The sequence below is a fragment of the Dactylosporangium sp. NPDC049742 genome (assembly GCF_040674675.1).
GTDB lineage: Bacteria > Actinomycetota > Actinomycetes > Mycobacteriales > Micromonosporaceae > Dactylosporangium > Dactylosporangium maewongense.
Genome location: NZ_JBFANF010000076.1, coordinates 1 through 13,122, shown reverse-complemented (window position 1 = coordinate 13,122; position 13,122 = coordinate 1). Strand labels below are relative to the sequence as shown.

At 73.1% G+C, this 13,122-nt stretch carries 15 protein-coding genes; 5 read left to right on the top strand and 10 right to left on the bottom strand.

The genetic code is table 11. From position 1 onward, the window contains the following. Positions 1-752 precede the first annotated feature (752 nt). The 5 genes from AB0J72_RS50700 to thrS are packed head-to-tail and all read right to left on the bottom strand — an operon-like array spanning position 753 to position 4,679. A complete protein-coding gene (locus AB0J72_RS50700; RefSeq protein WP_363413683.1) occupies positions 753-1,094 on the bottom strand; it encodes a heavy metal-binding domain-containing protein in 342 nt (113 codons plus the stop codon). A 57-nt stretch (positions 1,095-1,151) separates the two neighbouring features. After that, a complete protein-coding gene (locus AB0J72_RS50695; protein WP_363413680.1) occupies positions 1,152-2,114 on the bottom strand; it encodes a hypothetical protein in 963 nt (320 codons plus the stop codon). Then, on the bottom strand, positions 2,111-2,620 hold the full coding sequence (locus AB0J72_RS50690) for a SigE family RNA polymerase sigma factor (protein ID WP_363413677.1): 510 nt from the start codon (positions 2,618-2,620) through the stop codon (positions 2,111-2,113). The genes AB0J72_RS50695 and AB0J72_RS50690 overlap by 4 nt, the downstream gene beginning before the upstream one ends. A 33-nt stretch (positions 2,621-2,653) precedes the next feature. Next, positions 2,654-3,436: a DUF3152 domain-containing protein gene (locus AB0J72_RS50685; protein WP_363413674.1), complete on the bottom strand. Its 783-nt coding sequence runs from the start codon at positions 3,434-3,436 to the stop codon at positions 2,654-2,656. Between the two features lie 46 nt (positions 3,437-3,482). Beyond that, positions 3,483-4,679 carry a threonine--tRNA ligase gene (thrS, locus tag AB0J72_RS50680; RefSeq protein ID WP_363413671.1) on the bottom strand — a complete coding sequence of 399 codons (1,197 nt, stop codon included), beginning with the start codon at positions 4,677-4,679 and terminating at the stop codon, positions 3,483-3,485. Between the two features lie 198 nt (positions 4,680-4,877). On the opposite strand from thrS, the gene AB0J72_RS50675 reads away from it, so the two are divergent. Further along, complete coding sequence (locus AB0J72_RS50675; RefSeq protein WP_363413668.1) at positions 4,878-5,693, top strand: DNA-formamidopyrimidine glycosylase family protein; 816 nt, start codon at positions 4,878-4,880, stop codon at positions 5,691-5,693. Beyond that, positions 5,666-6,208, top strand: coding sequence for a 2'-5' RNA ligase family protein (locus AB0J72_RS50670; RefSeq protein WP_363413665.1), 543 nt, complete (start codon positions 5,666-5,668; stop codon positions 6,206-6,208). The genes AB0J72_RS50675 and AB0J72_RS50670 overlap by 28 nt, the downstream gene beginning before the upstream one ends. A 6-nt stretch (positions 6,209-6,214) precedes the next feature. Here the strand turns inward: AB0J72_RS50670 and AB0J72_RS50665 are convergent, their stop codons facing one another. Beyond that, positions 6,215-7,690, bottom strand: a complete 1,476-nt coding sequence (locus AB0J72_RS50665) for an NAD(P)H-quinone dehydrogenase (protein ID WP_363413784.1) — start codon at positions 7,688-7,690, stop codon at positions 6,215-6,217. A gap of 92 nt (positions 7,691-7,782) precedes the next feature. Between AB0J72_RS50665 and AB0J72_RS50660 the strand changes: the two genes are divergently transcribed. Beyond that, positions 7,783-8,238, top strand: coding sequence for a gamma-glutamylcyclotransferase family protein (locus tag AB0J72_RS50660; RefSeq protein ID WP_344503816.1), 456 nt, complete (start codon positions 7,783-7,785; stop codon positions 8,236-8,238). Here the strand turns inward: AB0J72_RS50660 and AB0J72_RS50655 are convergent. From AB0J72_RS50655 to AB0J72_RS50645, 3 genes are all read right to left on the bottom strand, one after another. Continuing rightward, a complete protein-coding gene (locus AB0J72_RS50655) occupies positions 8,235-9,182 on the bottom strand; it encodes a GNAT family N-acetyltransferase (RefSeq protein WP_363413661.1) in 948 nt (315 codons plus the stop codon). The two genes, AB0J72_RS50660 and AB0J72_RS50655, sit on opposite strands and share 4 nt — an antisense overlap. Then, positions 9,179-9,928: a hypothetical protein gene (locus tag AB0J72_RS50650; protein WP_360568486.1), complete on the bottom strand. Its 750-nt coding sequence runs from the start codon at positions 9,926-9,928 to the stop codon at positions 9,179-9,181. Before AB0J72_RS50650 ends, AB0J72_RS50655 begins: the two co-directional genes overlap by 4 nt. A gap of 70 nt (positions 9,929-9,998) precedes the next feature. Next, the gene (locus AB0J72_RS50645; RefSeq protein WP_363413657.1) at positions 9,999-10,796 is read right to left on the bottom strand and encodes a TolC family protein; all 798 of its coding nucleotides are present in this window, start codon (positions 10,794-10,796) and stop codon (positions 9,999-10,001) included. 19 nt (positions 10,797-10,815) lie between these two features. Between AB0J72_RS50645 and AB0J72_RS50640 the strand changes: the two genes are divergently transcribed. Next, a complete protein-coding gene (locus AB0J72_RS50640) occupies positions 10,816-11,385 on the top strand; it encodes an exonuclease (RefSeq protein WP_363413654.1) in 570 nt (189 codons plus the stop codon). Here the strand turns inward: AB0J72_RS50640 and AB0J72_RS50635 are convergent. Next, on the bottom strand, positions 11,382-12,008 hold the full coding sequence (locus tag AB0J72_RS50635; protein WP_363413651.1) for an MBL fold metallo-hydrolase: 627 nt from the start codon (positions 12,006-12,008) through the stop codon (positions 11,382-11,384). The genes AB0J72_RS50640 and AB0J72_RS50635 overlap by 4 nt on opposite strands. Before the next feature lie 143 nt (positions 12,009-12,151). Here AB0J72_RS50635 and AB0J72_RS50630 point away from each other — a divergent pair. Further along, a partial coding sequence (locus AB0J72_RS50630) for a DUF4349 domain-containing protein (RefSeq protein ID WP_363413648.1) occupies positions 12,152-13,122 on the top strand: 971 nt, incomplete at its 3' end.

Sequence of the window (13,122 nt, the reverse complement as noted above, 5' to 3'; positions counted from 1 at the left end):
ACCCACACGACCAGAACCGTCCTTGGATCACGACGGGAGGCACCGGCGAACCTGGTAGCCCCCAGGGCGAACCTCCACCACCACCGACCGGACGAAGCGGATCAATCGGCAGAATTCCTCCACCACGAGGCACGCCACGCCCACTCAGTGCCATGACCGCGAACACCGCACCGCCGGACGCGGCGGCATACCGCAGTCGGCCACTCAAGCAGCCCTGACCACCACACCTCGCACGGCTCACCTTCCCGACCAATGATCAAAGGACAGATCCGGCCACCCGCACGACCAGAACCGTCCTTGGATCACGACGGGAGGCACCGGCGAACCCCGACAGGCCCCAGGACCAACCTCCACCACCACCGACCCGCCACAACAGCTCAACCACCGCCATGATCGACGGACGGATCCGGCCACCCGCACGACCAGAACCGTCCCTGGATCACCGGGGGGCGACGGCAAACCCGGCAAGCCCCGGGACCGACCTCCATCACCGCTGACCGGGGGCACAGCGGATCGACCGTCAGCATGATCGACGGACGAATGCGGCTACCCGGACGGCCGGAACCGTCCTTGGATCATGGGGCCGGGGGGCACCGTGCTGCTGAACGCAGGTGGGGGGACCACCGGATGCGGCGCGTATGCGCCGCTTGTGCTGCCTCGCGTCTCGGCGCGGGCAGTGCGTCGCGGAGCGGCGCATCTGGGGTGCGGGTGAGAATCCCCGCCGGGCCCCGCCGCGGCAGCGGTGGGGGGAATTACGGTGCGGCGTGGGCGCCTGTGGTGGCGTGGAGGGGGACGGCGACGACGGCGGTGCCGTAGGCGCACAGTTCGGCCCAGGTGTTGGTGAAGTCGCGGTGGTCGAAGCGCATGCCGACGACGGCGTTGGCGCCGCGCTGCTCGGCGACGTGGACCATCTGGCCGACGGCGCGCGCCCGGGTCTGCACGAGGAACTGGGACATGTCGAGGCCCGGGCCGCCCTCGGTCGAGCGTAGCCCCGCGGCGAACGGGTTCCGCGACGTCGCGCACACCCCGAGCACCTCGCCGAGCACGGTCGTGATCTCGTACCCCGGTAAACCCTCAGTCGTTACAACCAGCACATATGAATCGTATGCACATATGTACGGTTTAGGGTGGATCTACTGGGAACCACCCCCTCAGCCCTGCCCGGGGGTGGCGTTGGGGTTGACCGTGATCCCCGCCGCGAAGCGGATCAGGTCGGGCTCCGGCAGCGGCACGGGCGTCGCGGACTGGATCACGAGCAGCCGGCCGTCGCCGAGGTCGACCTGCAGCGAGAAGAAGCCGTCGACCTGGTCGGTCAGGATGCCGGGGCGGCCCGCGACGTCGACCGCGCGGCCCGTGGACAGTTCGTCGGTCACGCCCAGCATCACGGTGAGCTTGCCGACGAAGGTCTCGTCGGCGGTGCCGTCCGGCGGGCAGAAGGTGACCGCGGCCGGGCTGATGTTGTCGACCGTGTACCCGTCGGGGACCAGCGCGAACGTGAACGGCGCCGGCACGCTGACGGGCTGCGGCAGGAGGCTCTTGGCGAACCCGGCGAGCCGGTCGACCGGCACGGCGGGGGACGCGCGCAGTTCGAACCACTGCCCGGGCGCCTCCTGCCAGATCAGGGAGGTCCCCGTGTCGGCGGATTCCGCGGCGTACCCGACGACACCGCGGACCATGATCGGCTCGGTCCCGGTCGCGAGCGGGCGGGTAGGGCTGACCGTCAGCGTGGCGGTGGCGGCGCCGTCCGGCAGGGGATGGCTGAGCGTCGGGAGTCCGGCGGCGAGGCGTACCTCGGGAGCGGCGCCCGACGGTGGCGGGCTGAGCGGGAACGTGACCGTCAGCGGGCCGGACGGCGAGGCCAGCACCGACGGCGCGGCCACCGCCACCGGGGCGGCGGCCAGCCGCAGCGGCACGGTGACCCCGACGGTGGCCAGCACGGCGACGACCGCGCCGACCACGACGCGGGTCCGCCGCGCGCGCCGGCGGCTCTCCGCGCGCACGACCGTGAGCAGCGCCGCCCCGGCCGGGGCCTCGGCGGCGTGGCGGTGCATCAGGTCACGGACGCGCTGCTCGACGTCGCTCACCGCACCGCGCTGCGGGGAAAGGTCGTTCATGGCTCGCCTCTGCGGAGTGGGACGGGGGTCAGTGCCGACCGGAGCTTGTGCAGCGCGTGGAACGCGTGGACGCGGACGGTCGCCTGGGCGCAGCCCAGCAGCCTGGCGATCTCGGCGTCGGGGAGGTCCTCGTAGTACCGCAGGACGACGACGGCACGCTGGGAGCGGGGCAGCGCGTTCAACGCCGTCCACATCTCGTCCGCGGCCACGACCCGGTCGGCGAGCGCGTCGGGCGAGGAGCCGGGCGGCGCGCCGTCGGGCGGGTCGGCGACCGGCCGTTCGGTGCTCGCGCGGCGGCGCCGCCACGACAGGTACTGCCGCAGGACCGCCCGGCGGACGTAGGGCTCGGGACCCTCGTCGCCGGTGATCGCGTGCCAGCGGCGGTGCGCCCGGACGAGCGCCTCCTGGGTCAGGTCCTCGGCCAGGTGCCGGTCGCCGGTCAGCAGGTACGCGAACCGGAGCAGCGCCGCGCTGCGCACCGTCACGAATTCGTCGAAGTCCTGCACGTCTTCCTTGACGTTGCCGGTGGGGTCGGGCGTTTATGGCTGTTCCGACGGAGTTGGGTCGTCGTACTGGCCGGAGCGCCCCGCGTAGGGCCGGCCGTCGACGATCGGCCACGGGTTGGCTACGCAGCCGTGCAGGCCGAAGGTCTGCTGCTGCATGACGGGGGCGGGCCGGCCCGGGCCGGGGCACAGCTCGTGGCCGCGGCCGAGGCGGTGACCGGTCTCGTGGTTGACGACGTAGGCCCGGTAGGCGGCGAGGTCGGCGCCGTAGCCGGGGATGCCGCGGGCCCAGCGGGCCACGTTGACGACGACGGTGTTGCCGTTCCTGCAGGAGGTGTACCGGTCGTAGCCGCCACCGCACAGCACGTCGCGGGTCGCGGGGGTGGCGAGGTAGATGGTGAAGTCGAACGGCTCGCCCTGCCCGGCCCGGCGCAGCCGCCAGTTGCCGGTGCCGGGCCAGCTGCGCGGGTCGGCGAAGATCAGCTCGACGGCGTCGCCGAACGTGGCCGCGTCGACGCCGGTGATGCCGTGCTCCACCCCGATCCGGTAGGTCAGCAGCCGGCCCGCCGCCCCGATGACGGGCCCGCCGGCGGTGGCGAAGCCGAACGTGCCGCCGCCGTCGACGGGGAACCGGATGACCGGCACGTCGGTCGTGGCCGGTCCCCGCGACGACGGTGAAGCCGATGGCGAGGAGGGAGAGGGGGAGGGTGACGAGGACGCGATCGACGGGGCGGGCGAGGCGGCCGACGCCGAGAAGGACGGCGTGGACGAGCAGCCGGCCACGAGGGCGAGCGTCACGATGGTCGGGAAGATCCGCACACCGGGACTGACGCACCGCCCCCGCCCACCTGTTTATGACGCGGACCTATGGCGCAGCACACACCTCCGACAGGCCCGCGACCGCCGCGGCGATCGGCAGCACCCCCGACAGCGCCCCGGGATCCCGCGGGCGCAGCGAGACCGAGCCGCCGGCCGCCTCCCGCTCCCCCACGACCGCGACGAACGGCACCTTCCGCGCCGCCGCCTGCCGGATCCGCGCGCCCAGGCTGCCCGCGTGCCACTCCTCGACCCGCAGGTCGGCGGCCCGGCAGGCGCGCACGAAGTCGCCGCCGGCCTGCGCGTCGGCGACGGGGAGGACGGCGACCTGCAGCGGCGCGTACCAGGCGGGGAACGCCCCGTCGTGCACCTCGATCAGGTGCGCGAAGAGCCGCTCCATGCTGCCCGCCGCGCTGCGGTGCACCATCACGGGGCGCCGCCGCTCGCCGCCGGCGTCCACGTAGGACAGGTCGAAGCGGGCCGGCTGGAAGTAGTCGACCTGCACGGTCGCGAGGGTGCTCTCCCGCCCGGCGTGGTCCAGCAGCTGCACGTCGATCTTCGGCCCGTAGAAGGCCGCCTCGCCGGGTGCCTCCACGTAGGACACCCCTGCGATGTCCAGCGCTTCCCGCAGTACCGACGACGCCGCCGCCCACATCTCGGGGTCGTCGACATACTTCCCGCCCTCGCCGCGCAGCGACAGCCGGAACGACGACGGCTCGAAGCCGAGCGCGGCGTGCACCACCCGCATGAGCCGCAGCGCCTCGACGACCTCGTCGCGCACCTGCTCCTCGGCGCAGAAGACGTGCCCGTCGTTGAGGGAGATCGCCCGCACGCGTGACAGCCCACCGAGGACGCCGGAGCGTTCCGCGCGGTACTGGCCGCCGATCTCACCGATGCGCAGCGGCAGCTCCCGGTAGGAGCGGCCGCGCGCCCCGAACACCGCCGCGTGGTGCGGGCAGAGGCTCGGCCGCAGCACGAACGCGTCGTGCTCGCTGAGCGCCATCGGCGGGAACATGTCGTCGGCGAAGTGTGGCAGGTGCCCCGATCTGAGGTACATCTCCTGCTTGGCCAGGGGCGGCGAGTAGACGTGCTGGTAGCCGCTGCGGCGTTCGAGGGCGTGGAGGTAGTCCTCGACGGCGCGGCGGGCGGCGGCGCCGGCCGGCAGCCACAGCGGCAGCCCCGCGCCGACGAGCGGGTCGGAGTGGAAGAGCTCGAGGTCGCGGCCGAGCTTGCGATGGTCCTGCATGGTCTTGACTCCCTTGATGCGACAAGGGGGCGCCGCGCACGAAAAAGCTCCGGAGCGCGGGCGCCCCGGAGCTTTGCTGAGAACAGGTGAGTGTCAGCGCCGCCGGGGAAGGCCCGGCGTCGTCGTGAACAGTGCGCTGTGACTCATGCCGACGAGAATAGCGCGCCGTTCGGAGGGTGCGACGGGTATAAACGTGCGGTGCCTGAAGGTCACACCATCCACCGTCTCGCCGAGCGGCACCGCAAGCTGTTCGCGGGCCGGCCCGTCGCCGTCAGCAGCCCGCAGGGCCGGTTCGCCGCCGGCGCCGCCCAGGTCGACGGGCGGGTGCTGCTCGACACGGCGGCGCACGGCAAGCACCTGCTCCACCAGTACGAGGGCGACGTCACGCTGCACGTCCACCTGGGCCTGTACGGCAAGTTCACCGACGGCGACGGCGACCCCCCGCCCGCGGTCGGGGAGGTGCGGCTGCGGATGGCGAACGGCGAGCACTGGCTCGACCTGCGCGGTCCGACCGCCTGCGAGCTGCTCGACCCCCTCCAGATCGACGCCCTGCACGCCCGGCTCGGCCCCGACCCGCTCGCCGAGGAGGACGACGGCGGCGTCAAGGCGTTCAAGGCCATCAAGAAGTCGGACCGGCCGCTCATGGCGCTGCTCATGGACCAGTCGATCGTGGCCGGTGCCGGGTTGATCTACGTGACCGAGGCCCTCTTCCGGGCCGGTCTGCGCCCGACGGTCGCCGGCCGGCGGCTGACCCGCCCGCGGTGGGACGCGATCTGGCAGGACCTGCGGACCCTGATGCGCACCGGCGTCGCGGACGGCCGCATCGACACCGTCCACAGCATCCACCTGCCCGAGGCGATGGGCCGCGCCCCGCGCGTCGACCGGCACGGCGGCGAGGTCTACGTGTACCGCCGGACGAACCAGCCCTGCCTCGTCTGCGGCACGCCCGTGCAGACGGCGGAGGTCAACGCCCGTAACGCGTACTGGTGCCGGGTCTGCCAGAGGACCCGCTGATGGTCGCCGCCCTGGAGCTGCACCTCGACGAGCGCGCGACCCGCCGCATCCGCGTCCTGTGGGACCTGCTGGAGGATCTCGGTGTACAGACGCTGCGGACGCCGCACGACGGCAAGCACCGGCCGCACGTCTCGCTGATCAGCGCCCGGGCGCTCGACCCCGACGCGGTCGTCGAGGCGCTCAAGCCGGTGCGCGTCGCGACGCCGCTGCGCCTGAACTTCCAGTTCGCCGGGGTGTTCGTCGGGCGGGTCGTGTTCCTGGGCCTGGCGCCGACCCCGGACCTGATGCGGCACCAGGCCGAGGTCTGGCGCCACCTCACCGGCGCCGGGATCGAGGGGCTGCCCCTCTACGACCCCGGCGAGTGGGTCCCGCACTGCACCGTCTCCATGCGGGTGCCCCGCCCGATCCTCACCGACGCGCTGCGCCGCTGCCTGGAGGTCCTCCCGATCGAGGCCACCGTCAAGAAGGCAGCGGTGGTCGACTACGCCCGCGACATCTACCGGGAACTGCCGTGACCTCCCTCAGTCCGCCGCGTGGAGCATGAGCTGGCGGGCGGCCTCGGCAACGGAGCCGGAGATCGACGGGTAGATCGTGATCGTGTGGGCGAGCTGGTCGACGCTCAGATGGTTCTCCACCGCCATGGCGATCGGCATGATCAGCTCGCTGGCCTTGGGGGCGACGACGACGCCGCCGACGACGAGGCCCGACGCGGGGCGGCAGAAGATCTTCACGAACCCGTCGTCGAGGCCGTCCATCTTGGCGCGGGCGTTGCCGGCCAGGGGCAGCATGACCGAGCGGGCCGGGACGCGGCCGCTGTCGATGTCGGACTGGGTGATGCCGACGGAGGCGAGCTCCGGGTCGGTGAACACGTTGGCGGCGACGGTGCGCAGCTTCAGCGGGGCGACCGCCTCGCCGAGGGCGTGCCACATCGCGATCCGGCCCTGCATGGCGGCGACGCTGGCCAGGGGCAGCAGCCCGGTGCAGTCGCCGGCCGCGTAGATGCCCGGCACGTTGGTGCGGGAGACCCGGTCGACGGTGACGTAGCCGCCGGGGGCGACCTCGACGCCGTACTCGGTGAGCCCGAGCCGCGCCGTCTGCGGCACCGAGCCGACCGCCATCAGCACGTGCGAGCCCTCGACGGAGCGGCCGTCGGCGAGCTCGACCACGACGCCACCGTCCACCCGGCGGGCGGCGGCGGCGCGGGAGTTGTTGAGGATCGTCATGCCCCGGGCGCGGAACACCCGCTCGATCGCCATCGCGGCGTCGGGGTCCTCGTGCGGCATGACCCGGTCGCGGCTGGAGACGAGGGTCACGTCGATGCCCATCGCCAGATACGCCGACGCGAACTCCGCGCCGGTCACGCCCGAGCCGACGACGATCAGGTGCTCTGGCAGCTGGGGCAGGTCGTAGACCTGGCGCCAGTCGAGGATGCGCTCGCCGTCCGGCGTCGCGGTCGGCAGCACCCGCGGGGTCGCGCCGGACGCCAGCAGTACCGTTGAGGCCGCGATCACATACGGAGCGTCACCGCCCGCGGGTGTGATCTGCACCGCATGGGTGTGACCCAGCGTGTCCTCACCGAGGCGCGCAGTGCCCGTGACGAACTCGACACCGGCCTTGACGAGCTTCGAGTGGATGTCGCTGGACTGCGCCGCGGCCAGCCGCTTCACCCGCCGGTGCACCGCCGGGCCGTCGACGCGGACGTCGTCGCCGGGCGGCCCCATGACCCCGAACTCCTCGGTGTCCAGGTGCGCGGTGACCACGCTGGAGCTGGCGATGAACGTCTTGGACGGCACGCAGTCGTGCAGCACGCAGGCGCCACCAGCACCTTCGGCCTCGATCACGGTGACCTCGGCGCCGAGCTGCGCGGCGACCAGGGCCGCCTCGTAGCCCGCCGGGCCCCCTCCGATGATCACGATCCGGCCCACGAACGCCACCCCTTCTCCGACTCCTGCCGCACATTGTCGCCCGGCGGCACACGCCGCTGAGCAGCGACCCAGCCGAACGGCCGCAACGCGCCGACGAGTGGATCCGAATCCGACACGCTCCGCAGTATTCTCTCCCGCACCCCGGCGGGTTTATCGTCATCGCCGTGCGTCATTACGCCGCGTATGGCTCGAACCTGGACCCAGCCCGCATGCGGGCCTACTGTCCGTATTCGCCGATGATCGGCACCGGCTGGCTGGAAGGCTGGCGGCTGACGTTCGCCGGTGAGGATGTCCTCGGCTGGGAGGGCTCGGTCACCACGATCGTCGAGTCGCCCGGCGACCGGGTCTTCGTCGCGCTCTACGACGTCCACCCCAACGACGAGAAGCAGCTCGACGAGGTCGAGGGGCAGCTCGCCGGCACGTACCAGAAGCTGCACCTGCGGGTCGCCACGCTCGACGGCGACGCGACCGCGTGGGTGTACGTCTTCAACGGGTACGAGGGTGGCCTGCCGACGGCGTGGTACCTCGCGGAGATCGCCAACGCGGCCGCGAAGGCCGGCGCGCCCGCGGACTACCTCGAAGCGCTGCGGGCCCGACCCACCAAGACCGCGATGCCCTAGACCACGAGCGCCCGCTCGTAGACGTCCGCGGCGAAGACCACCCTCATGCCGACCCCGGTGTAGAGGTGGTAGGCGCCCGTCGGGTTGGTCAGGTCGACGCCGAGCCCGGCGGTGGCCCGCCCCTTCGCCGCGTAGGCCGCGAAGGCGGTGCGCAGCAGCGCGCCGCCGATCCCGGTCTTGCGGTGCCCGCGCAGCACGGCCAGGTTCTTGACCCAGCCCTCGCCGCGCTCGAGGGCCTGGTCGGCGGACTGGAGCACGCCCACGATCTCGCCGCCGGCGAGGGCCACGAACCACTCGTCCCAGCTGATCGACGGCAGGCTGTCCAGCGCCGTCCGCCAGTCCGCGTAGGGCGTCGGCTGGAAGTCGGGCGTGTCGGCGAACGCGGACTCGAGCACCTCGTGGAAGCGCGGCAGCTCGTCGGGGCGCACCGGCCGGATGTCGAACCCTTCGGGAGCCCGCTCGTCGCCGCCGAGCGGGCGGGTCATGCGCGCGTGGCGTTTGACGAACGAGAAGCCGTGCGCCACCAGTACCGCCACCAGCGCCGTCTCCGAGGCGAGCGTCCCGGCGCGCAGCACGCCCCGCTCGAAGCCGTTGCGGCGGGCCCGTTCGGCGGCCCGGACCAGGGCGAGCTCCAGCAGCGGCCCGTAGGCGGGCTCACCGCGGCCGGGCCAGCCGTAGAGCTCCACGTTGTCGCGGGGGCCGCGCTGCGGGTTGTCGACATAGGCCCAGGCGACCGGCTCGCCGTCGGGCCCGGCGGCGAGCCACGTGTCGACCGCGGGGTCCTCCGCGGGGGCCGTGAGCGTCTCCACGATCTCGTCCTCGGACCAGTCCGGCTCGCCGAGCGCGGCGATGTCGCCGGCGCGGGTGATCGCGAGGATCGCCGGCACGTCGCGCAGCGTGCAGCCGCGCACCGTCCAGCCGTCGAGTCCCGGCAGTGTGGTCATACGGGTGTCGCCTCCCGGACGGTGGTCACCGCCGCGTCGAGCAGGTTGACCAGTTCGATGCGCTCCGTGGGTGCGAGCGCGCGGAACGCCTCGCCGGCGATCCGGTCGGTGAGGGCCTCGGCCCAGCTGCGGCGGCGCACCAGCGGCTCGAACGGCGGGAACGGCGGCTGCCAGCCGAACGCCGTCGCGCCCGACTCGCCCTCCGGCCCGGCGATGATCGCCTCCAGGGGGCTCAGCCCGCTGGCGCGGATCGCGAGGAGGTGCGCCGCGCCGCGGTGCTCGCGCAGCAGGTGCGCCAGGACGGCGGCGCGGGCGCCGGGCGAGTCGTCGGGCAGCGGCATCGCCCGCCACGCCGCGAACAGCGGCATGCCCGCCGTCTCGGCGCTGACGACGACCCGCTCGGCGAGCTCGACCAGCTTCGGCAGCGCGTAGAAGCTCTCCAGGTGCTCGCGGCCCCACCGGCAGCACTCGTCGAGGTTGTCCGCGGCGATCTGCTCGGGCGGGGCGACCTTGCGGGCCGCGTCCCAGCCGTCCTGCACCGCGTCGGGTGCGATGAAGCCGAGCGCCGCGGCGACCGTGTCGGCCCGCACGTCGCCGAGGGCGCCGCCGCGTCCGGCGACGTAGAACGCCCAGCCGGTGAGCCCGATCTGCCGAGCCCGGCGCATGGTCTTGGGGTCGTCGCTGAAGGCGCCGCCCAGCATCAGGACGGCCTGCTTCGCCGCCGCTGCCGCCTGCTCGGGAGTCACCCGGCTCATTCTGCCCGCTCGGGTGGATCACAGAGTAGCCACTCGTTCGTGGCGATGCGCCGGGTCGCGTTCAGGACAGGTCCGCGAGGGCGTCCTGTGCGAGCTTCACCCGCTTCTCGGCCGATTTGATGGCTTTCTCCGCGGCGGCGACCGCGCGCTCCGCCTCCGACTTCGCGGTCTCCGCGTCGGTCAGCTGCTGCAGCGCCGTCATCAGCTCGCGGCGGGCCTGCTTGACTACCCGGGCGTGCTCCTCCTCGGCGCGGCGCCGCTCCTCCTCCCGCCGCCGCGCCTCGGCGCGCTGCTCCCGGTCGTCCTGCGTCGGCGTGGAGCGTTTCGCGGTGACGGTGCTCAGGCCGGGCTGCTCGTCGCCGCCCTGGACCAGCCGCAGCTGCGGTCGCGGGGTCTCCCCGAATCCCGTGTATTCGAGCGACTTCGTCAGCCGTCCCTCCTGTACCGACGCGGCGGCGGCCGCATCGGCGAGCGCCGCCGCGAGGGTGCCCTCCACCTCGGCCAGGGCCGTTTCGCCGCGGCCGGCGAGCTGCGCGGCCTGCTTGGCGAGGGCGCTGACGGTCGCCCGGCGGCGGGTGGACAGCTCGCGCAGCTCGGCGCCGCGCAGGTCACGCTGGGCCTCGCGGAGCTGCCCGCCCAGCTCCAGCAGCTCCTCGACCAGGTCGGGCCGCTCGTGGGCGAGCAGGTTGACCAGCCATGCGGCGACGGTCGGCTTGCGCAGCGCCCCGATCTCCTTCGCCAGGCGGGTGTCGCGCGCCTTGCGGGCCGTCGCGATCTCCTCGGACCGGATCGCGACGAAGTCCTCCGGCGGCGCCGAGTACAGCCTGGCCACCACGGCGGCGAGCGCATCGTCCACCATCCGATCGTAGGATCAGCGGATGCGCGCGGACGTCTATTTCTCCCTCGATGTCGAGGCCGACGGCCCGATCCCCGGGCCGTACTCGATGGTGAGCGTCGGCCTGGCCGTCGCCGGGCGGTCCGACGGGGAGTTCAGGGCCGCGGACCCGGCCGCCGAGACCTTCTACCGGGAGCTGCGCCCGATCAGCGACGACTTCGTCCCCGAGGCCCTCGCCGTGTCCGGCCTCGACCGGGCGGCGCTGCTGCGCGACGGCGCCGACCCGGCCGCGGCGATGGGCGAGCTCAGCGACTGGGTGACCCGCACGGCGGGCAACGGGCGGCCGGTGATCGTGGCCTATCCGGCCGTGTTCGACTGGATGTTCCTCTACTGGTACCTGCTGCGCTTCACCGGCAGCAGCGTCTTCGGCCACTCCGGCTGCCTGGACATCAAGACGCTCTACGCGGTCCGCGCGGGCGTCCCGATCGGCGCGGCCGTGAAGAGCCGCATGCCGGCGCACCTGCTGTCGCAGCGCCGGCACACCCACCACGCGCTCGACGACGCGATCGAGCAGGCGGAGCTCTTCGCCAACCTCATGAACTGGGAGCGTTAGATCGACGTGCCGGGTTCCAGCCTGGTGTACCGGGTGCCGGACAGCCTCGTCATGTGCCCGGTGACCATCTGCTGACCGACGTCCACGAGCAGGCTGTCGTGCAGCGCGTAGGCCCGCTCCGGCGCGACCGCCCGGGTGAAGTCGATCGCCTCGGCGAGCTTCAGCCACGGCGCCGACACCGGCACGAAGAGCGTCGCGATCCGCTCGTCGGGCACGTGGAACGCGTCGCCCGGGTGGTACAGCGGGCCGTCGGGCGTGTCGATCACGAAGCCGACGTTGGCGATCCGGGGGATGTCGGGGTGGATGACGGCGTGCCGCCCGCCGTGCGCGCGGACCGTCATCCCGGCCGCGACGAACGTGTCACCCGGCTCGACCGCGTAGATGTCGGCGTCGAGGTCGCTCAGCTGCGCCTCGACGTCGGCGTGGGTGTGCACGGTCAGCTCGGGCCGCTTCAGGGCCCGCAGCGCGTCGATGTCGACGTGGTCCATGTGCTCGTGGGTGATGAGCACGGCGTCGGCGCCGTCGAGGGCCTCCGCCTCGGTGAAGACGCCCGGGTCGATCACCAGCACCCCGCCGTCGTGCTCGATCCGCAGGCAGGCATGGGTGAACTTGGTGATGAGCATCGGTCCGTCTCCCGTCGGTCTCCGTGCTTTTCGTTGCGTCACTGTGTCACAACCGTGACTGTCCGCCCGGGAACCGGCGCGGCGCCCGGCTGCGTCCCAGGGTGCAGTTCGATCGCTCCGATCGACCCTACCCAGGAGGCGTCATGTCAGTCAGGCGCACCAGACTGTTCCTCACGGCGGCGGGTGCCGCGCTGCTCGTCGCGGTGAGCGGCTGCGCGGCCGACAAGAGCGACTCCGCCAGCACGAGCTCGGCGGACCGCGCGGTCGCACCCGCGGCCGGCGGCATGGCGCAGGAGGGCGGCGGGCCCGGTGCCGGCCCCGCGAAGCAGCCCGCCCAGGACCCCAACGCCAACAAGGCCCCCGACAACATCGACGTCGAGGACCGTTCGATCATCTACGCCGGCACGATGACCGTCCGCGTCGACAACGTCGACGACGCGGCCGCGAAGGCGATCGCCCTCGCCACCGCGGCGGGCGGCTTCGTCGGCGGCGACAACCGGCGCAGCGACGACCGCCGCTCCACGGGCACGCTGGTCCTGCGCGTGCCGGCGCCGAAGTTCACCACGACGCTGGAGCAGCTCAAGGAGCTCGGCGACGAGGAGAGCCGCACCGTCAACGCGCAGGACGTGACCGACCAGGTCGTGGACGTCCAGGCGCGGCTGGACAACGCCTCGGCGAGCGTCGACCGCATCCGGGCGCTCCTGGCGAAGGCGACCACGATCGGCGAGATCACGTCGCTGGAGTCGGAGCTGTCGCGCCGCCTGTCCGACCTGGAGTCCCTGCAGGCCCGCAAGCGCAAGCTCGACGGGCTGACCGCGCTGTCCACCATCACGCTGCAGCTGCTCGGGCCCGAGGCGGCGATCACCCGCGACAAGGACGAGATCGGGATCGTGGTGGGCTTCAAGGAGGGCATGAAGGCGTTCCTGGCCTCGCTGCAGGTCGCGCTGACGGTGCTGGGCTGGCTGGCGCCGTGGGTCCTGCTGCTGGGGGTGCCGCTGTACCTGCTGGTGCGGTTGGTCCGCCGGTTCCGCCCGAAGCGGCCGGCGCTCGCGCTCGCCCAGCAGGGTGGTCCGCTGCCGGGCTGGAGCCCGCCGGCGTTCCCGGCCGCGCCGCG